General features: G+C 54.6%; 16 protein-coding genes and 1 pseudogene. 10 read left to right on the forward strand and 7 right to left on the reverse strand.

The window, feature by feature from the left end; all coding sequences use genetic code 11:
• Window positions 1-78 precede the first annotated feature (78 nt).
• Both EYC98_RS07685 and EYC98_RS07690 read right to left on the reverse strand, forming a co-directional pair.
• On the reverse strand, window positions 79-3,462 hold the full coding sequence (locus EYC98_RS07685) for a pentapeptide repeat-containing protein (RefSeq protein WP_279244735.1): 3,384 nt from the start codon (window positions 3,460-3,462) through the stop codon (window positions 79-81).
• A 270-nt stretch (window positions 3,463-3,732) separates the two neighbouring features.
• On the reverse strand, window positions 3,733-4,275 hold the full coding sequence (locus tag EYC98_RS07690; protein ID WP_279244736.1) for a CHRD domain-containing protein: 543 nt from the start codon (window positions 4,273-4,275) through the stop codon (window positions 3,733-3,735).
• A gap of 559 nt (window positions 4,276-4,834) precedes the next feature.
• Here EYC98_RS07690 and EYC98_RS07695 point away from each other — a divergent pair.
• Together EYC98_RS07695 and EYC98_RS07700 are read left to right on the forward strand one after the other, a co-directional pair.
• A complete protein-coding gene (locus EYC98_RS07695) occupies window positions 4,835-6,040 on the forward strand; it encodes an acyl-CoA dehydrogenase family protein (RefSeq protein ID WP_279244737.1) in 1,206 nt (401 codons plus the stop codon).
• 12 nt (window positions 6,041-6,052) lie between these two features.
• On the forward strand, window positions 6,053-7,174 hold the full coding sequence (locus EYC98_RS07700) for an acyl-CoA dehydrogenase family protein (protein ID WP_279244738.1): 1,122 nt from the start codon (window positions 6,053-6,055) through the stop codon (window positions 7,172-7,174).
• Between the two features lie 70 nt (window positions 7,175-7,244).
• Here the strand turns inward: EYC98_RS07700 and EYC98_RS07705 are convergent, their stop codons facing one another.
• Entirely contained in the window at window positions 7,245-7,703 is a 459-nt protein-coding gene (locus EYC98_RS07705) for a PaaI family thioesterase (protein WP_279244739.1), read from the reverse strand.
• Between the two features lie 192 nt (window positions 7,704-7,895).
• Here EYC98_RS07705 and EYC98_RS07710 point away from each other — a divergent pair, with 192 nt between their 5' ends.
• The 3 genes from EYC98_RS07710 (at window position 7,896) to EYC98_RS07720 (ending at window position 11,410) form a co-directional block, all read left to right on the forward strand.
• Window positions 7,896-9,605 (forward strand): amidohydrolase, encoded by a 1,710-nt coding sequence (locus tag EYC98_RS07710; protein WP_279244740.1) that lies wholly within the window; start codon window positions 7,896-7,898, stop codon window positions 9,603-9,605.
• Between the two features lie 500 nt (window positions 9,606-10,105).
• The gene (locus EYC98_RS07715; RefSeq protein ID WP_279244741.1) at window positions 10,106-10,678 is read left to right on the forward strand and encodes a PEP-CTERM sorting domain-containing protein; all 573 of its coding nucleotides are present in this window, start codon (window positions 10,106-10,108) and stop codon (window positions 10,676-10,678) included.
• A 150-nt stretch (window positions 10,679-10,828) separates the two neighbouring features.
• A complete protein-coding gene (locus EYC98_RS07720; RefSeq protein ID WP_279244742.1) occupies window positions 10,829-11,410 on the forward strand; it encodes a hypothetical protein in 582 nt (193 codons plus the stop codon).
• A 240-nt stretch (window positions 11,411-11,650) separates the two neighbouring features.
• Here the strand turns inward: EYC98_RS07720 and EYC98_RS07725 are convergent, their stop codons facing one another.
• On the reverse strand, window positions 11,651-12,778 hold the full coding sequence (locus EYC98_RS07725) for an aromatic ring-hydroxylating oxygenase subunit alpha (protein WP_279244743.1): 1,128 nt from the start codon (window positions 12,776-12,778) through the stop codon (window positions 11,651-11,653).
• A 99-nt stretch (window positions 12,779-12,877) separates the two neighbouring features.
• Window positions 12,878-14,086, reverse strand: coding sequence for an MFS transporter (locus EYC98_RS07730; RefSeq protein ID WP_279244744.1), 1,209 nt, complete (start codon window positions 14,084-14,086; stop codon window positions 12,878-12,880).
• Window positions 14,087-14,478: 392 nt separating this feature from the next.
• Between EYC98_RS07730 and EYC98_RS07735 the strand changes: the two genes are divergently transcribed.
• The 3 genes and pseudogenes from EYC98_RS07735 to EYC98_RS21730 form a co-directional block, all read left to right on the forward strand.
• Window positions 14,479-16,662, forward strand: coding sequence for a patatin-like phospholipase family protein (locus EYC98_RS07735; protein ID WP_279244745.1), 2,184 nt, complete (start codon window positions 14,479-14,481; stop codon window positions 16,660-16,662).
• 122 nt (window positions 16,663-16,784) lie between these two features.
• Window positions 16,785-18,188 carry a MutS-related protein gene (locus EYC98_RS07740; protein WP_279244746.1) on the forward strand — a complete coding sequence of 468 codons (1,404 nt, stop codon included), beginning with the start codon at window positions 16,785-16,787 and terminating at the stop codon, window positions 18,186-18,188.
• Between the two features lie 25 nt (window positions 18,189-18,213).
• A pseudogene (locus EYC98_RS21730) lies at window positions 18,214-18,303 on the forward strand (IS6 family transposase); the annotation flags it as partial.
• A 49-nt stretch (window positions 18,304-18,352) separates the two neighbouring features.
• Here EYC98_RS21730 and EYC98_RS07750 read toward each other — a convergent pair.
• Window positions 18,353-18,832: an Lrp/AsnC family transcriptional regulator gene (locus tag EYC98_RS07750; protein WP_279244748.1), complete on the reverse strand. Its 480-nt coding sequence runs from the start codon at window positions 18,830-18,832 to the stop codon at window positions 18,353-18,355.
• A gap of 155 nt (window positions 18,833-18,987) precedes the next feature.
• Between EYC98_RS07750 and aceE the strand changes: the two genes are divergently transcribed.
• Both aceE and cls read left to right on the forward strand, forming a co-directional pair.
• Window positions 18,988-21,666, forward strand: a complete 2,679-nt coding sequence (gene aceE / locus EYC98_RS07755; protein ID WP_279244749.1) for a pyruvate dehydrogenase (acetyl-transferring), homodimeric type — start codon at window positions 18,988-18,990, stop codon at window positions 21,664-21,666.
• Between the two features lie 90 nt (window positions 21,667-21,756).
• Complete coding sequence (gene cls / locus EYC98_RS07760; protein WP_279244750.1) at window positions 21,757-23,184, forward strand: cardiolipin synthase; 1,428 nt, start codon at window positions 21,757-21,759, stop codon at window positions 23,182-23,184.
• Between the two features lie 297 nt (window positions 23,185-23,481).
• On the opposite strand, the gene EYC98_RS07765 is transcribed toward cls, so the two are convergent.
• Window positions 23,482-24,501 carry a class I SAM-dependent methyltransferase gene (locus EYC98_RS07765; RefSeq protein ID WP_279244751.1) on the reverse strand — a complete coding sequence of 340 codons (1,020 nt, stop codon included), beginning with the start codon at window positions 24,499-24,501 and terminating at the stop codon, window positions 23,482-23,484.
• Between the last annotated feature and the right edge of the window lie 72 nt (window positions 24,502-24,573).

Consider the following 24,573-nt stretch of genomic DNA (forward strand, 5'->3'; position numbering starts at 1 on the left):
TCTGCGTAAGGTAACGCCCGACACTATCCGCATTGGCGAACGGTATGAGAATAATCGCGCAGCCCTTACCGCAATGGCTCAGGGCGCGGCGCCATTCAGCAGGTTCTGCTGCATCAATAGCAGGTCCGCAATATCCAAAGCGCCATTGCCGTCGATATCACCCAACTCCGTCTCAACAGCCGTCGGCTGGATCACGCCGTTGATCATCTGCGTCATGAGCAGTAGGTCGCCCGCGTTCACGAGGTTGTCCGGGTTGCCCCGTGGTGCAAGATCCCCTAACTTCGTGCACTCAGCACACAGCGTCCAACCCGCCGCTACAGGGTCGAAGCCGGTACCGGTGAAGTTGGTGTAGAAGTAAGTGGCCGCACCTATCGTGGTGTCAAGGCCGATAGCGTTCGTCAGGTCTGCCAGTATGAGAATTGCGTTTGAAAGATCCGCGCCCGTGAGGTCTTCTTCTGCGAGGTCTGCTCGCGTCAGGTCCACACCCCTGCCGACGATGTAGTTGTTGGCAATAGAGTATCGATACGGTAGCTTCACGCCGAGGGCACTCTTCAGCTGCCCCGAAACACCAACCAGCGTGGGCCCAAAATAGTAATCGTCCTCGTCCTCGTCCTCGGACAGGTCGGCATCGGTCAGGTCCGCCCCTGCCATTTTAGCGTTCGCCAATACCGTTCCACGCAGATCTGCCCTTATGAGGATCGCGTCGCTCAGGTCTGCGTCCATCAGTAACGCGCGCCGCAGGTCTGCGTCGGTCAGGTCTATGCTGCGCAGATCTGCGTCTCGCAGATCTGCGGGGCCCCGATTACCATCGAAATCGAATGAGAGATCCACGCCAGGGCCTACGATATAGCCGTTGACGACCGAGTATCCCGCCGGAAGCATCAGCCCCGTCGTACCAGTGAGCTCCCCCGCCGAAAGGCCAATCAGCGTCGCGCTGCTCAGGTCTACGTTGGTCAGCTCCCAACCCCAGAGGTCCGCACCGCTCAAGTCGACATCCGGGCCGGCGATGTAGCCGTTGATGAAGTGGTATTCTGGCGGCAGGTCCAGATTCCAAAAAATATCGCGGCTTAATCGCCCCGAAACGCCTGTAAGAGTGGCATCACTGAGGGCAAAGTACACGCCATCCGCGCCAGCGCCGGTCAGGTCTGCTCCCGTTAGGTCGACACCTATGCCCACGATGTAGTTGTTGGCGACCGAGTATCCATCCGGCAGCTGCAAGCCGACGGCACTGTGTAACTGTCCCGAGACGCCAAAGAGGAGAAGAGGCGGGCAGCAGGGACCATCCTCCTCCGACAGGTCGGCACCGGTCAGGTCTGCACCTGCGAGGTTCGCGTTCGTCATGTCGGCGCCGCGCAGGTCAACGTTCAGTAGGAGCGCGTCGGTCAGGTCAGCACCTATCAAGAGTGCGCCCCGCAAATCTGCGTCGGTCAGGTCTATGCTGCTCAGATCTGCGTCCCTCAGATCTGCGGGGGCCCGGTCCCCATCTAAATCGAATGAGAGATCCACGCCAGGGCCTACGATGTAGCCGTTGACGACCGAGTATCCCGCTGGAAGCATCAGCCCCGTCGTACCAGTGAGCTCCCCCGCCGAAAGGCCAATCAGCGTCGCGCTGCTCAGGTCCAGGTTGGTCAGCTCCCAACCCCAGAGGTCCGCACCGCTCAAGTCGACATCCGGGCCGGCGATGTAGCCGTTGATGAAGTGGTATTCTGGCGGCAGGTCCAGATTCCAAAAAATATCGCGGCTTAATCGCCCCGAAACGCCTGTAAGAGTGGCATCGCCGAGGCTAAAGTACACGCCATCCGCGCCAGCGCCGGTCAGGTCTGCTCCCGTTAGGTCGACACCTATGCCCACGATGTAGTTGTTGGCGACCGAGTATCCATCCGGCAGCTGCAAGCCGACGGCACTGTGTAACTGTCCCGAGACGCCAAAGAGGAGAAGAGGCGGGCAGCAGGGACCATCCTCCTCCGACAGGTCGGCACCGGTCAGGTCTGCACCTGCGAGGTTCGCGTTCGTCATGTCGGCGCCGCGCAGGTCGGCATTCACGAGGACCGCGGCGCTTAGCTCTGCACCTGTCAAGAATGCGCCCCGCAGGTCTGTATCTGTCAGGTTGGCGCCTGTCAGGTCGACACCGGGGCCCACTATGTAGTTGTTCCTGATAATGTAACCATCGGGAAGTGTCATCCCGGAAGCAGCCGACAGCTGTCCCGATACGCCGTTGAGAGTGCCTTCGGTGAGGCCTGCGAGGTCTGCATCCGAGAGATCTGCACCCGACAAGTCAGCGCCCGGTCCCACGATGTTTCCATTCACGTTGAAATCACCCGCCCGAAGCGTGTTAAAGGTAAGCGGGTCGTAACCAAGAGCCGTGTTGGCCAGCTCGGCACCGTCGAGGAGTGTGTCGCCGTCAGTATCCGGATTGTTCGGGAGGGTGCCCGCCGCCTGCTCCTGCAGATGGGTCAGAAGATCGAAGTCGGTATTCAGGGCCGATTCGTTAGTTCCGATCGGGTCGAAGCCGTATTGTAGCTCCCAGCCGTCCAGGAGGTTGTCTCCGTCTGTGTCCGGATTTTTCGGCAGGGTACCCGCCGCTTGCTCCTGCAGATTGGTCAGAAGATCGGAGTCGGTATCGAGAGCTGATTCATTAGTCCCGATGGGGTCGAAGCCGTATTGCACCTCCCATCCGTCCAGCAGGTTGTCGTTATCGGTATCATTGTCGGTCGGGTCGGTGCCGTAGACGCTGACTTCATCGCAATCGGACAAGCCATCGAAGTCGCCGGATTGGCTGGTGGCATTGGGGCCAAGCCAGACATCCTTCAGCGCGATGTCATCGCCGCCGGCGGATGACTCATTGATGCGGATTTTGGTAATACCCTCGGTCGAGACAAAACCCGCGAAAGCGCCGAACGCGCTATAGCCGGGCAGACCGCCCGTAAACAGCAAGGTGTTCCCAACGCCATACACCTGAATGTTCTCGCCCGACTCGGCCGTGTTGCCGACGATGTAGAAACCCACGGCGCGCGGAAGCCCATAGGCCGGATTGAATTGCAGCTCGAAATCGTCATTTTCGTGGTTGTTCACATCGCCCACCGAGAGCGCATTCGGCGTGAATACCAGGCCTGAGCCCTCTGTATCATTGAAGGTGAAGCCTGCGCCTGACTCCACCGTCTGCAAGTACACGCTCTGACAAAGCCCGGTCTTGTTCTTGTCAAAGCCGAGGGTCCTTCCCAGTTGCTCATTGTCCCCAACGATACCGGCGACCTGATCGGCCTCTTGGATATTGGTTTGGACAGTTTGAAACTGGATCCAGGAGCCCACTTCAGCCTCTGCTGCCGTCTTCCAGACTGAATCACTGTTGTAGTAGTCGGTTCCCGCATGCGCCGTGCTCGGCAGCATCGCCAGGCAAGCCGCCGCGACGAGCAGTCTCGATGTGGCCCAGCAAACATCCGTATAACGCAATTGAGCTTCCATTTCTTTAACTCTACTTATTAAGGCTAAGTTGGCAGTATGAGGCTATGAAAACCTGCAAGCGTCGCCGAGTCCGGCTTGGCGTCCCCGCCGCACATCATTTCCTACGCAGTCTTACTCTACTACACATTCAACATGCACCAGCGCGATATCGAAGATCTTCTTGCTGGCAGGAGAGAATTACCAATTCTTCAGGTCCCCCATAAAAAAACCCCGCAGGGCTCTCGCACTGCGGGGTTCTTATGTCACGGCATCAGGTGCCGTGGGTGTGTATCAGGCGCGTTGGCGGCGCTTAACAGCAAGCAGTCCGAAAATAGCAGAGCCGAACAGCAGGAAAGCGCCCGGAAGTGGCACGACAGCGAGTTGACCGCGAATTTCGCCACCAGCGTATTCTTCAGTGTGGACGTTGATGTAGAGGTCTCCGGCAGCCAGCGCAGCCAGAACGCTACCCAGATCATCCACAACGCCAGCAGACGTCATGCTGAACATGCCGAAGGCAGGTATCGCCAAAGACGTTCTGTCGCTCGCTACATTGATTACGATTCCGCCGTTAGAGCCGACAGGAGCTTCGTGAATATGAATGCCACCGACAGCATCGGCCTTGATCTCAAAGACGTCAATGCCGTCAACGTCGAGCATGAATTCATAGCCACCGGTGACATCATCGATAGTGAAAGTTGCAGTACCGGTCGCCGCGGAATCGTTGGGGGGTACTTCCTGCAGGCCATCCAAAGATGCGGTCGCCGTGATCATGGCTGCCATGGCAGGTGAGGTGATGACTACCAGAAGTAGTGATAAAGCGATATTACGAATCATGATGTTAGTCCTACTGATTACGTGTGCAGAACCCTGTACGCTTGGCTGTTACTGCCCCAAGCGGCCTGAATTCCCCACAAACTGTGAGCGTTGTCACATTTTAGACCATTGCGTGCTGTTGTCCAGCAGGCTGTTGTGAGTTAGGCAGAGAATGAGACAAGACGGTCCAAAAAAGAGACAAGAAAGAAGGCAGTTTTTCTAGAAGATGCCTGCGAATGATCGCTAACTTAACTACCCGACATCCATAGAATAGGATTTTGCCCAGTTAAGTCGCTGGTTTGGGTAGATTCGATGGCTGAAAACTGACAGGTGCCAACGATTTCGGTCCAATATCATTTCTTGTACTGTCTGGCTCTGCCGTCTTTTCAACTTGTGCCATCGTGATATTGAAGACCTTTTGAGTTGAACCGGCACGGCGGCGTCAGTAACCCTGATTCTGCAAGTATTCATTTGGCAGAGCGCTTTCGGTGCGTTGAGTGGAGGCAAGCCGATAGAAATTGCTCATTGTCGCTATCTATGTTTTATTTTGCGGTCTGAAAAAACCCAATAGAGTGAAGTGATGGCTGCCTCGGAAACTGTCGAACATAAAGAATTCAGAGAATACTGCAGAGCCTGGCTGCAGGAGAACCGGCCGGCTGCAACTGTTATACCGTTGCCCCAGGCAGCCTACGAGGTCACCCACGAAGATCACAAGCATTACCTGGTGGACTGGCAGGCTAAATGCTATGAGGCTGGTTTGATCGCGACCGATGTCGACAAAATCTATGGCGGCCACGGTCATTCAGGATTGCAGCAGATTGCCAGCAGCGAGGTAAGGCGCGCTAAAGTGCCATACTTTATCAATTGGATTGGCCTGGGTATGGCGGCCCCCACCTTGCTGGCGCATGGCACCGAGTCGCAGAAGCAAACCTACCTGCCGCCAATATTTTCTGCGCAAGAAATCTGGTGCCAGGGTTTCAGCGAGCCCGGAGCGGGCTCTGATCTTGTCAGCCTGCAGACCAGTGCTGTTAAAGAGGGCGATAATTGGATAGTGAATGGCAGTAAAGTCTGGACCAGCCTAGGCCAGCTCGCCAAATGGATGCTGTTGCTGGCGCGCACCGATAAGAATGACAAGTACAATGGCATTACCTATTTTGTTGCACCTATGGACATCCCCGGGGTCACCGTGCGACCGATTCACAAGATGACCGGTGAGTCTGGTTTCAATGAGGTTTTCCTTGAAGACGTGGTCATCCCCGATCACATGCGCATTGACGAGGTCGGCGCAGGCTGGAAAGTGGCCATGTCTACGCTCACCAGCGAGCGCGGTGCAGCGGCGGGGGTGGGCGCCATTGCCAGTAGTGAGTCGCCCTATGCGGCGATCGAAACACTGATTGCTCTGGCTAAGGAGAAACAACGCAATGGACGCCCGATTTGGGATGACCCGGTGTGGCGTGATCGGTTGGTCAAGCTCTACGAGCGCATTGACGCAATGTCACAGAACTACCGCCGTGCAGGTGTTAAAGAACTCAATGGCGGCGCCATGCGTATTCCGCTGCAGGGTAAGCTTAACGGCAGTGAGATAGGCCAGGACCTGCATCAGGTGGCGCTGGGCATGCTCGGTATGGAGGCCAGCCTTTACGTTGGGGATCCCAATGCGATTGACGATGGCCGCTGGGCCCTGGGCTATATGAACAGTTATACCGGTACCATCTCTGGGGGTAGCAGTGAAATTCAACGCAATATTCTGGGCGAACGCGTGCTCGGAATGCCGAAAACCAAGTAGGGAGGAGTACCTATGCCACAGCCCGCAGATTTTGGATTCGGTGAAGAGCAGGCGATGCTCAAGGATTCAGCGCGCCGTTTTATGGAAGACAAACAGCCGTTGCTGGCGCTAAGAAAAGTGATAGCGGGCACGGAAGATCCCTATTTCGGCAAGGAGCGGCCGGGCAGTTATGACAGGGAGGCGTGGAAAGAGATGGTGGCTCTGGGATGGAGCGCACTGGCGGTGCCTGAAGCTGCCGGCGGCGTGGGGATGAACCTGGTGAGCGCGGTTGCCGTTGCCGAGGAAGTGGGTCGGGCGGCCATGCCAACGCCGCTGACATCCACTTTGCAGACCATATTTGTGCTGCGAGAAGCGGCGACTGCCGCTGCAGAAAATTGGCTGCAGCAGATATCCGAAGGCAAAAGTGGCACGCTTGCCTTATACGGGAAAGACGGTTCACATGAGCTCGATCAGAGCGACGTGACGGCGGTGGACGGCCGGCTCAATGGCACGTCCTTTTACGTGCAGGATTTGCAAAAGGTCGACTTTCTGGTAGTTGCCGCCAGAGAGGGTGATACGGTCAAGTTGTATGCGCTTGAACTCAGCGCTGAAGGTGTGCAGCTCGACTTTGACCGCATTGTTGATCTAACCCGCGACCAGGGCCGGGTTACTTTCAATAATGTGGCGGCAGAATGCATTGCAGAGGACGGCGCAGCGACGTTGCAGGCAGCCCTGCCTGCTACCTTGACGCTAGTCGCCGCTGATATGGCCGGCGCCAGTGAATGGCTGCTGCAGGCAACGGCAGAGTACGCTCAGATACGCACCCAGTTCGACCGCCCCATTGGTTTTTTCCAGGCAGTGAAGCACCCGGTGGTCAATATGATGATCCTGGCAGATCAGACCCGTTCATTGGTCTACGCAGCGGCCTGCGCCTATGACACCGCGCCGGCCACCGCGCACAGGGCAGCCCATCTTGCCAAGTCCAGCGCCTCTGATACTGCGGAGTTCTGCGCCAATCGTGCCACCCAGCTGCACGGTGGTATTGGCTTTACCTGGGAGCACGATGTGCAGATTTACCACAAGCGCCTGATCCACTCTCAGCACTTGTATGGGGATGGAGTCTGGCAGCGGGAGCAAGCTTCCAAGTATCTGTGATGTTGATCTACCCAACACGAGATTACTGGCCCCTAAACACAAGCCCGGTGTCAACTCTGGCACCGCCAGGTCAGGTGACCTGGTCGCGCCGCGTGAGCAGTGTGATCGTGGAAATTACAGTTGCCACTATCAGTCCACTTTCATCTAGCATATCGAACTCAGCGGTGTATTCACTGCGTCCCTCGCTCTCCAATTGAGCTAGCAACCTGGCAATAGTGTCATCACTCAGCTGATACTCTGCAAAGACATCGGTGTAGGCCGGTTTCAAAAAATTGAGATGCATGCTCCTGACGATCGGGAAATGCCGCTGGTCATCGATAATGGTTGAGCCACACATAGCGGCACCCGCTTCGGCCAGCACCGACAGTGCGCCAAGGTACATACTACCCACGTGGTTTTCGTTACTGGCGAGCGGCATTCGCGACTTGCCGAAGCCATAGCCCACTGATTCCGCGCGAACACCACAGCGCTTCATGAATTCGATATTCTCCATACGCGACTGAAAGATCTCTATGGAAAGTTCCTGCATACCAGCGGCACTCCTCGATAAAATATGGCTCGGGCTGTTTGTACGTCAGATAACGCAGCCGCATGGCAATTAGCATGCCACACGATATCAGGGAATACGATTGGCTTAGTAGCTCAGGTTGCAATCCTCCGGTTAGGGTCACAAACTAGCAACCATAATGCCTTTCAGGTCTAAAGCCAGAGAAACCCAACGATGAAACAGAACACACTATTGACGATCGTATGCTGTCTTACAGTCGCCTTATTTGGTTGTGCGGGGCAGCGAGCCGAGGTTTCACCCAGCCAGCTGGCTGACCAGGTTTTCAGTGCCGCTGCTATTGTTACCATGGATGATGGCGCACCCGATGCGGAAATGGTGGCAGTCAAGGCGGGTAGAATTCTGGCGGTGGGTAGTCGCGAGGAAATTGCTCCCTATATCGATACTGAAACTAAGATCATTGATCTGGGTTCTGCCACTCTGGTGCCGGGTTTTATCGACCCCCATAGTCATTTTTCCCATGCGGCGGGGGCTGCAAGTTGGGCCAATATCGCTGGCGCCCCTGTGGGAACGATGGCGAGCATTGCCGACATTATAGAAGAAATGAAGTTGCAGCAGCAGCGTAATCAGTCTGGACCAGGGGAATGGGTGGTTGGCTTTGGCTACGACGCAGATACGCTCAGCGATGGCCGCCATATAAACCGCGACGACCTGGACGCAGCTTTCCCCGACAACCCGGTGCTCTTGATTCACGTCTCCTTCCACGGAGGGGTGCTCAACAGCCAGGGCTTTGCTCAAATCAACTACGATGAAAATACGCCAACGCCAGAAGGCGGTATTATTGTGCGCCGTCCAAACAGCAACGAGCCTTTGGGGCTGTTAATGGAGACCGCCTGGTTTCCGGCGATCAGCGTGTTGCCGCGGCCACAGGGTGAGGCGCGTTTCGCCAATCTTGTTAAAGCACAGCAGCACTATGCAGCCAATGGAGTCACTACCGCGCAAGATGGACTGGTAGGTTATGAAGAATTCGAGCTGCTGAAAGAGGCTGCTGCCCGCAACGATCTGTTTCTGGATTTGGTCGCGCTGGGTTCATACGCCGAGGTTCCAAAATTTGCCGCCGAGCACACTGAATACAAAGGCTACCAAAATCGACTGAAGCTCGGCGGAATCAAAATCATTAGCGACGGGTCGCCACAGGGAAAAACCGCTTTTTTTAGCGAACCGTATCTGACGGGTGGGCCCGGCGGTGAACAGAACTGGCGCGGAGAGCCCATGATGCCGGTAGAGCAATTCGATGCTGTGCTAGGTGCCGTTTACGCTGCGGATATGCAGGCTTTTGTCCATGCCAATGCGGACGCGGCGATTGATATGCTGCTGAGTGCACACCGGACTCATAAGGCCAATACGGCAGAGGATAGTCGTACCGTCGTTATTCACTCTCAGTTTGTGCGCCAGGATCAGCTACAGGCCTACGCCAAATTTGGCATGGTACCGGCCTTTTTTAGCAATCATGCCTATTACTGGGGCGATGTACATGTGGAAAATCTCGGTGTAGAACGAGCTCATTTTTTGTCTCCGATGCGGTCGGCCACGGAGTTGGGACTTCATTTTACTAATCACAGCGACTACATGGTAACCCCTCTGAACCCAATGTTTACGGTTTGGTCGGCGGTTAACCGGCTCTCCCGCAGCGGCCAGGTGATTGGCAGCAATGAGCGCGTCACACCGCTGCAGGCACTCAAGGCGATTACGCTTGACGCAGCCTTTCAGTATTTTGAAGAGGATCAAAAGGGCTCTATCACAGTTGGCAAACTGGCGGATTTTGCAGTATTGAACGCGAACCCATTGACCGTAGAGCCGATGGACATTAAGGACATTCAAGTCCTGTCTACCTACAAGGAAGGGCAACAAATATACGCTCGCTAGTCTGTCGCGGGGGTTCCCAAGTTAACCCGATGGAACACCATCTCACCAGTCACGGCGGAGGCATTTCAGAGCAGCAAACTACTTAAACTGTCAGCTTTTTTTACACTATATTCGCTATCCGCGCCAAACATCGGCGTGAGACGAGAGAACCATTTCACAGTCTGACATTTTGGCTTGCTCGCTCTATCCGAAACTGGGAACCAGATCACAGCAGGCCATTTCTGAAGCATTGAATGGGTCAGCTTTCTTTACAGTCTGCGCCAAGCCCTTCAACCGCACTATATCCCTGCCTAGGTCTTAAAGGTGCTCGTGTGCTTGGCGGGCTCAATACTGGGAACCAGGTCACGGCTTGCACCATAAGATTGGCTGGTGGCGGCTAGATTCGCAATGTGGCCCTACTCTTGCATTAGCTGGTGTGTCGACGGATTTCCAACCAGGTGGTCCGCGGTTTCACTGGCGATCCTTTACGGATTGATCAGTGCGAGTATGGAGCTTGAGTAATGTTGTTTGTTGAGAGTCTGAATAAGTGTCTTCCACGACAATGGTTGGCAGTGCTGTTACTGGCTTTACCGATTTCGGCCACTGCCATGCCCATTAATGGCGCCATTGGTTTTGGGGGATTGTTCTCAACTACTGGCGGCACGGGAGTCGAGTTTAGCGACGCCACGGGTTTGGATGTGAGTTTCGCGCTAGTCGCGGCAGCGAGCGGAGATTATCTTCCGGCGCTGGGAAGCAGTGCGACCTTTAATGCCTTGGTTTTTATTCCAACGACTACACCTATTGCGCCGCTATGGACAATCAATGTGGGCGCCATCACTTATAGCTTTAGTTTGCTGGATGTGAGTCTGATGTTTCGGGACTCAGATCAAATCAACCTGACTGGCAGCGGTTTCGTTAGCGCGACAGGGTTTGACGATACCCCAGGGCAATGGACGTTTTCTGGCGAGCAGGGCAGTAGTTTTTCCACGTTCTCTTCGATTACCGAGTCCAACGCGGTCCCAACCCCCGCCACTTTACTATTGCTGATTGCAGGTCTGGCAGGTATTGGGTTTTCTCGACGTCGCTTCGGTTGAGCGAGCCTTCGAGGCTGGCAGGTTTGACACTTTTTTAGAACCTTGCTGGGCAAAAATCTGTAAGAGCCTATGAGATTCAGGAGATGGCGCTAAGCGCACCATCGGATAACCACGCTTAGGCAACACTTAACCCATTCATGGAAAGTCATAATGAAAACTGTAAATGTAGTCAAGAAAATCAGTTCTGTTGTCCTGTCGTTGATGATGGGCGCAGGGATTTCCCTGTCGGTCTCTGCTGCACAAATAAGCGCTGGCAGCGAAATGGCCTTTTTTGGCACCTATGTCCCCACGGGCGGTACAGATTTGACCAGCGCCACTGGCCTTGCGTTTCCAGCACCGGTAACCATCGCCGCCGGTGCTAACGATTTTGCGTTCGCCGCCAGTAGTCTGGCCAGTTTTTCCGGCTTCGGTTTCAATCCGGCCACAGCGGGTCCGGTTCTCACGTTTTCCAACGGCGGCGCGTTTACGGCGGCAAATATTGTCACGGACGTACAAACCGCTCAGTCACTTGATTTGACGCTTGTCGGTACCTGGAGCCTGAATGGGTTCGACGATACAATCGGCAGCCTGATTTTTACAGCTGACGCCCTGGGCGGCTTATACACTTTTTCAGCGGCTGGTACCGTGGCCAACCCGGCAGTAGTGCCGCTTCCCGGTGCCATGCTGTTCTTTGCTTCGGCCTTGGCCGGGTTGGGGGTTTTACGTCGTCCTGCAGCTAAAACACAACGCTGAGCACGAAACCGCTTAGGCGTACTGACAAGGTAAGTTTTCAACTGCGTTAGAATCGGTGGGTGAACGCATTCAAGCGTCACCGATTGCCACCCGATATCATTTCTTGTGCCGTCTGGCGCTACCCAAGTAGTCACCATGTTGGCGCACACCATTATCGTAGTCTTAACTTCGGAGCGTTCGGTGAGCGGAGTAGGGCGGTGGCTTAAGACTCGTGCGCTAGAATCTCCTGGTTCCTCAGCGTTAGCTTTTTAGAACCATCCCAATGGCTTCATCCCAGACTCTGTGAATGTGCTGAAGGAGCGGTTCGTTCCGCCCCAAGACGATTGAATCGCGCCCCCTCTCAAATCCTTGCTGGCACTCGGCTGCAGCAACAAAATCTTCGCCGCGCAGAAGATCGTTCGCGAACTGCGCGCCTTGAGCATGAAGGGCACGCTCTTCTTCGTTAGCGGGCCCGGTTAACATGTAACTGAAATGCACGCGTGCCTCGCCCGGATGTGAGCCGGGGTCAATCCGTATCATTTGAGACGTTGCGGCCCCCTGTACCAGAACGCAACTGGGGAACAGAAAGTACACAACCGTGCCGTCGAAACAATCTGGCCATTGGTCTTCTGGTAAGTCGCGCAGCTCCTCGATCGACCGCATAGGAAAAGCCCAGCGACAATGACGCCCGAAAAGATCGAAAGATGCATTCCCCAAAGCAAACGGATGCAGTGACTGCTTGTGGAGAAAAGGAAAGTGATATCCCTCGAAGTTCACATCGACCACGAGTTTCCAATTCGCAGCGACGGGAAATTCGCGCGTCTCAAGGTGCTCGTAATTCTCAAACGGGTAAGCAAGCGCGGGGGCGACTGAGTCGAGGTGCCCGTCCACTTCAACGCCGGCTTGCAGTCCGATAGTGACTAGTCCTTTCATCTCGCTGATGGGGAGCGGTTTGAGCCCGAGCGTCGCCTCGTCAATACCATCAAAATGTTCAGCACCGGGTCGGGCAATAAGCTTGCCCGTCTGGTCGTAGCACCAGGCGTGGTAACTGCACTTGAAACGATGTGCCTCGCCCGCTCCATGTGCCACGCAGGCACCGCGATGCGCACAGGCATTGAGGAACGCCCTGAGTATATCGTCCTCGTCACGTACTAACAGCACAGGAACGTCTGCGACTGTGCGGGTTAAATAGTGACCGCGTTTAATTTCACTGCCGTAGGCGACCACATGAGGAGTTCTCGCAAAGAGCTCTCGATCTCGCTCAAAGCGCTCGGCTTCGACAAACATGCTGCTCGATAGCCGCTGCGGTGATGGAGCGCACTCGAGGTTCTTAACCGCAATGAGGTCCAGTACGCGCCTGGTTGTATCAATTGTATCTTCTCGGTTCATAGCTCTTCTTACGTCTGCATTTTTAACATCTGGGCTTCAGCCCTGTGAGGGGTACTGACCAGTTAACTGGTCAGTACCCTTTATTGGTCTACCTTTATGCTAGCCGGCGCGCTCCATGCGCAGCGGCAAGAGCAGTAAAATGGCTATCGCGAGAACGCCCGCGAACCCTTGCAGCAATAGCGTGTAGCTGCCGGTAGTGTCGACAACTCTGCCGACGATGACAAAGCTCGGCATCACAATCAGTGTGATGACCGGTCCCATCATACCCATGGCTCGCCCGAAGCTGCTGACACCGAATACCTGTGCCAGCATGGAGGCCCACACAGGAAGCATACCGCCAGCGGCCAGTCCAATTGAAGCGCAGGCCGCAAGCATGCCTGTATATTCCGGTTTGGTCGACAGCATCAGAAAGCCCACCGCCACCAAAACGTGGGCGATGCCAAGGCCAAACTTGAGGCTGAACTTGTCGGCTGCAATACCAAAAATGATTTTGCCTGTAAGACCGGCGACGGCAATGGTCATCAGCAGGCTAGAGGCTTGTCCATCGCTGCGCCCCAGGCTTGTTGCGTAAGGGGTTAGATTGGCGAGGATGGCCCCGTAGGTGGCCAGTAATAGGCCCAGGCTTGCTGCGATCAGCCAGAAAGCAGGCTGCCGCAGAATGTCCATTGTTTGCATAGCTTGCTCGTCCGGCAGGGCGGTTGGCTGTGGGCTGTCTAGCCCTTCGGCCTGCAAGCCTTTGTCTTCCGGCTTGCCGTAAATGGTCCACCACATGATAGGTATCAGGACCAGCACAATGGAGGCGGCGAAGTTTTGCAGCGCGCCGCGCCAGCCAAAGTCTGCAATCCACCATGTGAACAGGACTGGAAGCAACATGCCGCCCACAGAGGTTCCGATGGCCGAAAACCCCAGCGCTTTTCCGCGGGATGCGGTAAACCAGCGCGAGATGGCTGCATTGGCGGGCATGGGGCCTACAAATGCATTGCCCAACCCAACAAAGGCGCCAAAAATAACGCTAAACATGGTGATGCTGCTGGCCTGTGCGAGCAGCCACATACCCGCTGCATAAATGCCCGCGCCGCCGATCATCAACCAACGTACCGGGTAGCGATCTATCATGGCCCCGGCGAGAGGGCTCATAAACATACCCACGAGTGTGCACAGTGTCATGCTGTACATCACCTGTTCCAGGCTCGCCCCGAACTCATTGCGCAGGGGCATGACCAGCAGGCTGAACGTGTAGGAAAAAAACCCAATAACAAAGAGTTGGGCAACGGCAGCACCACCCACTACTTTCCAGCCAAAGAACATGTGATTTCACTCAGGTCGCCAGTTAATGTTGCAGTCTACGTTGCTCTGGATATGACGGACAGGTATTTAGCGGCCACTGGATGGATTTGCCTTGTCTCAGTTACGCAACTTGGCAGAACCGCGTGGGCAAGTCCCGAAATTGCCCTGAACTTGCCAGCAGCAAGTCGCAGCCTGATCACGCCAGAGCCATAACGGTAGCGATGCTGTAGAATGGCGCGTGACTGGCGTCGACCATTCCCTGGCATAATCAGACGTGCTGATATCCGGTTATGCCTGTACTTATTTTATCGTTGGAGATACCTGTGGCTATGAATAGTGGTGCCAATTTTCGCTGGTGTCGGTTTGCCGGCTGCATATTGTTTGCATGCGCATTAAACCCCGTAGCAGATTCAATGGCGGAGTTTGAATCTGGCGCGACCGAGCGGCCCAGGGTCGGTCTGGTGTTGGCAGGGGGCGGGGCCAAGGGCGGCGCTCATGTGGGTGTGCTCAAAGTGCTCGAGGAGATACAGGTACCCATTGATTGTATTGCCGGTACCAGTATGGGTGCCTTGGTTGGGGCGGGTTATGCCTCCGGTATTCCCGCGGCTGAGCTGGAGGAGTTTGTCACCGGTATTGATTGGAAGTTGATCGTGGGTGGGCAGGGCAGGCGCAAACTGGAGCCTATTGAACAGAAGCGCTCCGGGGTGACGTATAGTAACAATCTGGAGCTGGGCATCAAGGACGGAGCAGTCATGTTCCCCGGTGGTTTTGTCAGTACCAGTTCGATTGAGGACTTACTGCGCAGTTACGTCGCTCAGTCGCGTATGCAGCCCGATTTTGACCGACTGCCGATTCCGTTTCGAGCGGTGGCAACCGACATGGTTACCGGCGATATGGTCATTATCAAGCAGGGTGATCTCGCTACGGCTATGCGCGCGAGTATGGCCATCCCGGGTGCGTTCGCGCCGGTGATCACAGACACTCAGGTTTTGTCTGACGGTGGTATGGTGCGCAACATCCCGGTGGATGTTGCCCGCGATTTGTGTGCGGATCTGGTTATTGTGGTCAATCTGGTTGAGCCGGCAGTTGATGCATCACAGCTGCAGAGCGCCACGCAATTGGTCGGGCGCAGTATGGATGTGATGATTCGTGCCAACGAGGAACTGCAGCTGAACTCACTTGGCGCCGGCGATATTCGTATTGATGTGCATATGGGTGATATTGGAACCGCCGATTTCGAGAAAATCCCGGCCACCATACCTCTGGGCGAAGCTGCCGCTAGAGCGGTTGCCGACCAGCTAAGCGCGCTCGCGGTGCCGAAGGCACAATACCTGGCCTGGCGTGGTACGGTCACCTCAGGTCAGGAGATAAAGGCGCAACTGGCTGGTGTTCGTTTTGATGGGCTGGAGCGGGTCAATCCAGATTTTCTGGCCCAGCGCTCCCAAGTACGTGCCGGTGATACGGTTGATACGCAGGCTATTAGCGACGAAGCTCAGCGCATGTCTGCCCTTCAGGAATTTGAGTCGGTGGAGTATCGGCTGGAGGGCGACCCTGAGAATCCGACACTGGTGTGGCTGCCCAAGGAAAAGCGCGTAGGACCCAATTATCTGGAATTTGACCTCGGCTTATACGCTTCTGAAAAGGGAGACCTTGCGTTTTCTGTCTACGCTCAGCACAAGCGGACGTGGCTTAACGCGCTGGGCGCCCAATGGCGCAATGAGCTGCAGCTCGGCTACGACAGCTTTATATCTTCCCGTTTTTACCAGCCTTTGGAAGTCTCTCAGACTTTATTTGTGGAGCCACGACTGGCGTTAAGCAGGTCGACGGAGGACCTGTTCACCGATGGAGACCGGGTGGCCGTTTACCGTTTCGGGGATCTTGAAGGCGGCGCCGATCTGGGCCTCAATTTGGGCAACCTGAGCCAGGTTCGCCTCGGCTACTTGTATGCCAAGCGCGATATCAATGTTTCCACAGGTAATCCCGTTTTGCCTGAGGAGAAGGTGACAGATGCCGGTGTCCAATTCTCTTTCACCCTCGACAGCCGTGACAATTCTTTTAATCCGACCAGTGGCGTTGCTCTGGCACTGGAATTCTCGCAAAGCGATGAGTCTATGGGTGCAGATCGTGACTGGGAGCGACTGGAAGTAGGCGCGGCGACGGCCTTGCCGGTACGTAATGATGTTATCTGGTTGTCGGCGGCGGGCGGTACCAGTCTTGGTGGTGATCTGCCCGGAGATCGCTACTTCAAAATCGGCGGCCCGGGCAGTTTTCCCGGTTATCAGTTGGGAGAGGTCAGAACCGAGGAATACTGGACTGTGTCCACGAGCTATTTGTGGCAGGTGAAGGAGATTCTGTCGGTTCGCGGGCAGGCGTTGTATGCCGGTCTGGGGTTGCAGGCAGGCGAGTTTAACAACAGGCTCGATCTGGTTGATGACGGTGTTGTCTATGGTGGCTCGGTTTACTTTACCGGTCGGACTCCGGTTGGGCCTTTGACCGTTGGCGTGGGTGCCACTACGACCGACACCTACAGTCTATGGTTGGCTGTGGGTAGGCCCATTGGGCAGGGCACGATTCTGGAGCGAGGCATTTTTCGTTAGATCGCTGCCAGCAGGTCACTGTAGCGGTAGAGCCGCCCCTCGGGTATCTGTAGGCGGCAGTGATCACTGACCGTCCAAGCAGGGGTTAGCAATCTGCGCGAGTCACGAGGAGACTTAACCATATGGATTCTGCCTTAACGCCAGAGAAAGAAGCTTTACGCCCCTCGCGGGTGGATTCCGACATCATGATCCTCGATGTTCAGACTATCAAGGACCTTGAAATTTTCCACACGGATGGAGAAGGTGCGAGCCTCTTCCAGCTTTGTAATCTTGCGCAATCTGAAGGTGGTGCGAGGGCTCTGCGCAGGCGAATGGAACGTCCCTGGTCCAATGCCGCGCGTATCACCGCAACACAGGAATCCATTACCTTCATTCTCGCGCATCGGCAAGCTTTCAGGAAGCTACCCCCCGCTTATCTTGCTGGCCGAGCTGAGCATTATGCTGAAGAAATTTTGCCGAGCGTGACACAGGAAAATGTACTGGAGTTTGGCCTTGGTGCCCTTTCACTATGGGCCAATAACAACAGGCACTATTCTGCGATTGTGTACGGGGTTCAGATCTCCTGCAAACTCATTGTTGCGCTACGGAGTTTCGCTAAACAGCTCGAACTGGCATCGCCTGTTGGTGAGTTGGCGCCTCTATTGGAGGAAATGAGTGCACTGCTCGACCTTCCAAGACTGTTGCAGATTTCTGATGATGATACTGGGCGACGGCTCTGGAAGGTGCTGCGCCTTGATCAGGTGTTCAGGCTACACGAGAAGGGAACGATGGTCCGTTTGCTGCAGCTTGTCTCCGAGATCGACGCGCTCGTAGCGATGGCGGATGCTACCGACAAGAATGGATTTATTTTGCCGAATATCGAGAAGGGGCCGCTTCGAGTTCATGCCGAGGGACTGGTTCACCCATTTGTACAGAACGCAGTTGCCAATCCGGTAGAGCTTAATCAGAAGCGCCGAGTGTTGTTCCTGACTGGGCCCAACATGGCCGGTAAGACGACTTATCTGCGTGCCTTTGCCGCGGCATGTTACTTTGCGCATTTAGGCATGGGTGTGCCGGCTAGAAATTTTAGCTTTGTTCCAGCGCAACGGCTGTTTAGCTCGATTTCTCTAAGTGATGACCTGAGTAGCGGTATCAGCTATTTCCGTGCTGAAGCATTGCGAATCAGGGCTGTCGCACAAGCAGTTGCAGAAGGCTACCGGGTCGTGGCGATCATGGACGAACCTTTCAAGGGGACGAATGTGAAGGACGCATTTGATGCATCGTTAGCCGTTCTGGAACGTTTTGCGGCCAAGGAAGATTGCCTGTTTATGTTCTCATCGCATCTGATCGAACTGAGTGAGCAGCTGAGCATCACCGATGAGATTGACTGCCGTAATTTTGAAGCGGAAGAGGGTGAGGGGCGTCTTCGCTTCGACTACCTGTTGCGTAGGGGCGTTTCGACTCAGAGACTTGGTATGCGGGTATTGCACGAAGAGGGTGTATTTGACTTGCTGGATGGACATTCAAAGGGGGAGAAGAGTGAGTGATGATAAGTTGAGTCGCCCAACCGGTAGTGAAAAGCTAAGAAGTTACCGCGTGGCGCATCGCGAGCTCATTCCCGAAGCGATACGCAACACCAGCTACTATGAAAATAACCGGGCGGTTTCGCTGCGGGCCATTTCCGTGAGGCTATGGCCATTGCACAATTGAGTCAGGGTGATGACTGCGCCTTTGGCAGAGGTAGTTCGGTGTTGTAGACCACCTGTTTGAGGGCAAAGCTCGATTGTATATTTGCCACCCCTGGAATGCGCGTAAGTTTGTCGGCGAGAAAGCGTTCATAGGCTTGTAAATCAGGCGCCACGACTCGCACCAGATAATCTGAACTACCGGTCATCAGGTAACACTCCATCACTTCGGGATATGAACTAATCCGTTGCTCAAACTCCTCTAGTCCCATACGTTCCTGGCGGACTAATGACACGTTAACGAAAATGGAAATAGGCAACCCGACCGCGCTGGCGTCCACGATGCCCGCATAGCGCTTGATGACACCTTCTCTTTCCAGCGCCTTGACGCGCCGCAAGCAGGGAGAGGGCGACAGGCCGACGATTTCGGCCAGATCAATATTGCTGATGCGGGCATTGTTCTGGATGTGGTGAAGAATCTGGTAGTCTGTTCGATCTAGCTTCATTTGGCATATCAGTCTAATATTTCAGAGAATATATACTTATAATTGCTAAATGTCCCCAATCATTGGGCATATTTGCAATCGATAACTCGGCTTGATCTCTATACTAGGGGTATCTAAACAGTTTCCAGCCCCCCCTGGATCGAGTGAGTAAAAGTATGTCAGAACAGCCATTTCCGGGCTATATAGATGAGTTGGCAGAAGATCGCAATGAGTGGATCGAGTCGCTGGAAAACATCTACCGCGAATATGGAGAAGCGGGGGTGCGCGATATTCTGCGTTCCTTGCAAAACCATGTACTAACGCGCGGTATTGCGCTCAGTGAGGCAACTCTGAATACACCCTATGTAAATACCATTCCTCCCTCTGAGCAGGCGCCATACCCGGGCAATATTGCGTTGGAGAAACGGATCGAAAACATCATTCGCTGGAACGCGATGGCGATGGTGTTACAGGCGGTGGATCAAGGCAGGGGTGTCGGTGGGCATATTGCCACCTATGCGTCGGCTGCCACCATGCTGGAAGTGGGTTTTCAGCACTTCTTCAGGAGTCGCTCGGAGGACTATGGTGGTGATCTGGTGATGCCGCAGCCTCATGCCGCGCCGGGTATCTATGCGCGGGCATTTCTCGAAGGCAGATTCGACGGCAAACGCTTGGCTAATTACCGCCGTGAACTGGCAGATGGAGGTGGTTTGTCCTCCTATCCCCATCCGCGTTCCATGCCCGATTTCTGGCAGTTACCTAATGCCAGCATGGGCCTCTCCACGCCCACTGCCATCTATCAGGCGCGGTTTGCCAAGTACCTGGAAAACAGAGGGTTGAAGCCACGTACCGGGGGGAAGATATGGTGCTATGTCGGCGATGGCGAGTCCGACGAGCCGGAAGTACTGGGTACTATTAATATTGCCGCGCGGGACAAGCTCGACAATCTGGTACTGATCGTGAATTGTAACTTGCAGCGCCTGGATGGCCCGGTGCGGGGTAACGGCAAAATCATTCAGGAGTTGGAGCGTTCGTTCCGTGGCGCCGATTGGAATGTGATCAAGGTTATTTGGGGCAGCGGCTGGGATGGTTTGTTGGCCCAGGATACTGAGGGCATTCTGCGTCAACGCATGGAAGATTGTGTGGATGGAGATTACCAGCGCTATTCCATTATGGCTGGGGATGCCCAACGTGAGCATTGGGTCGACGGTGACCCGGCGCTGGAGCAGATGATGAATTCGCTGACCAACGAAGAGCTAAGAGAGATCAAGCGCGGAGGCCAGGACCCGAAGAAAATTTTTGCCGCTTACCAGCGCGCTGCAACAGCGCAGGACAAGCCCACGGTTATTCTGATTAAAACCGTAAAGGGCGACGGCATGGGTGAATCTGCTCAGGGCCGCAACACCGCTCACCAGAAGAAAAACCTCAATGCCGAAGAGCGCCTGCAACTGGCCTCGGATTATGCGATTCCATTATCAGAATCTGAAATCAAGGCAGCGGCCTTTTACCGGCCCGCCGAAGACAGTGCAGAAATGGTCTATTTACAGCAGCAGCGTGAAAACTTGGGTGGCTACCTGCCGCAACGAACTGTCGAGTGTCCGCCGCTGCAGGCGCCAAGCCTGGATACCCTCAGAACATTTCTGCAGGGCACTGGAGAGCGTGAGGCATCTACCACTATGGCAGTGGTACGAATGCTGGGGGTGTTAATGAAGGATGCTGAGCTGGGGAAATATATCGTGCCGATTGTGCCTGATGAGGCACGCACCTTTGGAATGGACGGCCTATTCAAGGTTAATGGAATTTATTCCCCCGAGGGTCAGAATTACACTCCGGTCGATGCCGAAAGTCTGCTGTCATACCGAGAGGCTACCGACGGACAGATTTTGCAGGAGGGCATTTGCGAAACCGGTGCCATGGCATCATTTTTGGCGGCGGGTACCGCCTATGCGGTGCATGGCGTGCCCACCATACCCTTTTACATATTTTATTCTATGTTCGGTTTTCAGCGCGTCGGCGATATGATTTGGTCCTGCGCCGATATGATGTGTCGTGGTTTTCTGCTGGGTGGCACTGCCGGTCGTACTACGCTTAACGGAGAAGGCCTGCAGCATCAAGATGGACACTCTCATGTGCTCGCCAGCACCGTGCCCAACCTTAAGAGCTATGACCCTGCCTTTGCCTATGAGCTGGCGATAATTGTGCGCGATGGCATTTATCGTATGTATGAACTGCAAGAGAATATTTTCTATTACCTGACAGTCTACAACGAGAACCATGTCATGCCCGCCATGGCTAGCGACACAGGCGTTGACGAGGGCGTCTTGCGCGGCGCCTATTGTTGGCAGCGCAGTACAGCGTCGGGGCCAGAAGTGCATTTGCTGGCCAGCGGTTCGATTATGCAGCAGGCTATTGCTGCGGCGCAGCATCTGCAGCAATTGGGTTACGCGGCGCATATCTGGAGCATAACCAGCTATACGGAGCTAGCTCGTGAGGCTGAAGCTTGCGAGCGCTATAACCGTTTACACCCTTTGGCGCAGCAGCAGGTGCCCTACATCCAACAATTATTTGCTGATGTTTCCGCGCCGGTTGTTGCCGTCTCTGATTATATGAAGGCATTACCTAATAGTATTGCGCGTTGGATGCCGCCGACTTATACGGTGCTTGGTACCGATGGATATGGTTTGAGCGAGTCGCGAGCAGCGTTGCGTGATCATTTTGAAATATGCCAGCGCCATATTGTGCAAGCAACGCTGGTGTCGCTGCACGAAATGGGGTCGCTGTCTGATGCTGAGTTGAAGCAAGCGATGCGCAGTCTCGACATAGATGCTGATAAACCAGACCCTGCTCTGCGTTGAAAAATCTGCGATAGATATGTCAGTACCGCTCTGAGAGATCTATGGAGGCTCGGTCTTGTAGCAGAGGTAGCGATGGTGCAATCTAGGCCTATGACTCAGAGCCTATTTTTTTTGTTGTTACATCTATTGGCGGTAGGGGCGGTTGTAGTTCGTATCCTGCTACGACCGCATCGAGAGCCGGCCGCTCGCCTTGCCTGGTTAGCGGTGGTAGGGTCTTTGCCAGTGCTTGGCGTCCTGGCCTATCTGCTGCTGGGTGAGACCAATATAGGGCGACGCAATCGCAACTCTATGGATAAAGCAATCGAGGAGCTTCCGCAGCCGATCACCGTGGATGACCCTCTCGTGCAAGTGCCTCCAAATTATATGCATTTGTTTCGTGTCGGAACATCGATCAGCGGTTTCCGGCCGGTAGCGGGCAATCACGCGGAGCTGATGGCTGACTCCAACGCTACCATCCAGCATATGGTCGCCGATATTGACGCTGCCACGGAGCAGGTTAACCTGCTGTTTTACATCTGGCTTACGGATAACAACGGCAGCAGGATGGCGGAAGCACTCAAGCGCGCGGCCGGCCGGGGAGTGACTTGTCGTGCCATGGTGGACGCTCTGGGTTCCCGTGCGTTGTTGAGATCGCGTTTGTGGCGCGAAATGGCTGAGTCTGGTGTAAAAACAGCCGTGGCGTTGCCTCTGGGTAATCCTCTGCTACGACCTCTGCAGGGCCGCATAGACCTGCGCAATCATCGCAAGATTCTGGTAATCGATGGCCGGGTGACTTTCTGCGGCAGCCAGAATTGCGCCGACCCTGAATTTCGGGTCAAGGCAAAGTACGCACCTTGGGTGGATTCAGTGATTCGTCTAACCGGGCCTGTCGTGCGCCAAAACCAGTTGCTCTTCGCCACCGACTGGATGACTTACACGGGAGAAGACCTGCATGCTCACAGTGAGCAAACAACTCCTGCGTTAGCCGGTAATACTGTAGCCCAGGTCGTGGCGAGCGGCCCGACCCTTCGGCATTCGGCAATGTCGGAGATGTTTGAGTCACTGATCTTCGGTGCCCGCGAAGAATTGGTGATTTCTACCCCCTACTATGTGCCCGACCAATCGATGCAGAGCGCTCTATGTGCTGCGGCTTATCGTGGCGTCCACACTACGCTCATATTGCCAGCGAGAAACGATTCGATTGAAGTGGCGGCCGCCAGCCGCAGTTATTATGCCGATTTGCTCGATGCGGGGGTGGAACTGCTTGAGTATGAGGGTGGCCTGTTGCACAGCAAGACATTGACCCTGGATGGCCAGATTACTCTGATTGGCTCGGCTAACATGGATCGGCGTAGCTTTGACCTGAATTATGAGAACAATATATTGCTGTATGACCCAGAGCTCACACGAACTATTCGAGAACGTCAGCAGGTTTATATAGATAGTTCGATAGTAGTGTCAAAACAGGCAGTAGAAAACTGGTCTCTCGGCCGACGATTGTGGAACAATTCAATCGCCATCTTGGGGCCGGTACTATAACGCTAGCGCCTTTAAGTGGCGTGCATTTTACGGGACCGTCAAGTTAAGTTGTGAATTTCGGTGGCAGCGGGGGACGAGCACATACAAACGCCACCGATTCTCTCCTTAGATCATCAGTGAGCGGTCGTACACTACTGTTGATTCAATCTTAGCCATGGCCGCTGTGTATGCCTTTTTCAATACAGGCAGGCACCTGGTTCGCGCTAACGACTACCGTGACCTTAGGTCGGTGCGCTTACAGAATGTGGCAGGGCGGTTGCTTGATCTTCAAGTAATGACTTCAGCGGTTTTCTGAAGTTAGTTTGGTAGTACTCCGACAGAGGGCTTGGAGAACAGGAAATAGTTTTTAAACTTCTGCCTAACATAGGCTGATGCCAGATTCTTCAGTGCCTGTCTGGAGTGCAGCCAGCCCACAGAGTAATTTAGCTCGTCAATAATGCGTGGCCTGACCTCCTTCAAACCTATGCGTTCTCCCAGTGCTAAAAGAGACGGGCGACGAAAGTAAGTTAGATGCTCCAGCGGCTGATAGGGCATAGGTGAGTAGTCACTATAGCGATTCTTTTCATGCCAGTTGATGGAATGCTTGCCTCGCTCCACCCAACGACAAAAAGGTACGCTGACCTTTAAAAATCCCGTAGGCTCGAGTACCGAAGCAAGATATTTCCCCGTCTGCAGCGGTGATGGTATGTGCTCAAAAACCTGCTCTGTATTGATAAAATGAAAGTGCTCATGAGCTATGTCTCCGTACGAGAGCATTTGGATGCCGGACTCCCGCGCCGCCTGCTGTCGATTATCCGCGAGGTCATAGCCGAAGACACGGCAGCCGCACGCCTGCATCGCGCGGGCAAATACACCCGTGCCAAGACCGTAATCCAGAACCTTCAGTTCGCGGGGATAGCGCTTGCCGGTCTGGTTTATGAGTAACTTGGTCAGGCGCATGGCTTCGCTCAGCTTATGAGTGTGTTCTGCAAAACTCTGAAATTGCCAATGCTCTCCGCTTTGGCCATTCAAATACTTGAGTTTTTGAGACGTGCCTACTGATGGCCGACCTATCCATTGTGCATAGATTTCAGCAGCGAACGCTGATGTTGGCGCAAAGCGCTGGTATATCGCCTGACAATTTTGACAGGAATCGAGTGCGTAGGGGGTATTGCCAACGCGGCTAGCCCAGTCTGCCCTGCTGAACAACTCTTCCAGTCGGTAGTACTCAAATAAAAAAGTGCAAACGTCACCGCTTGAGTAGGGTAACTCCAAAATCGCGGTTACTTTTCCGCCATCACACACCGGGCAGCTGTCTCTTTGATCGAATAAGCTCATTCATAAATGCTACAGGCTAATGGGCTACTAAGGAACAACATGTTCTGATTGAGAAGCCGAGTCGAGGTGCTG

Origin of the sequence: Candidatus Litorirhabdus singularis (genome assembly GCF_026262625.1) — a bacterium.
GTDB classification, from domain to species: domain Bacteria; phylum Pseudomonadota; class Gammaproteobacteria; order Pseudomonadales; family Halieaceae; genus Litorirhabdus; species Litorirhabdus singularis.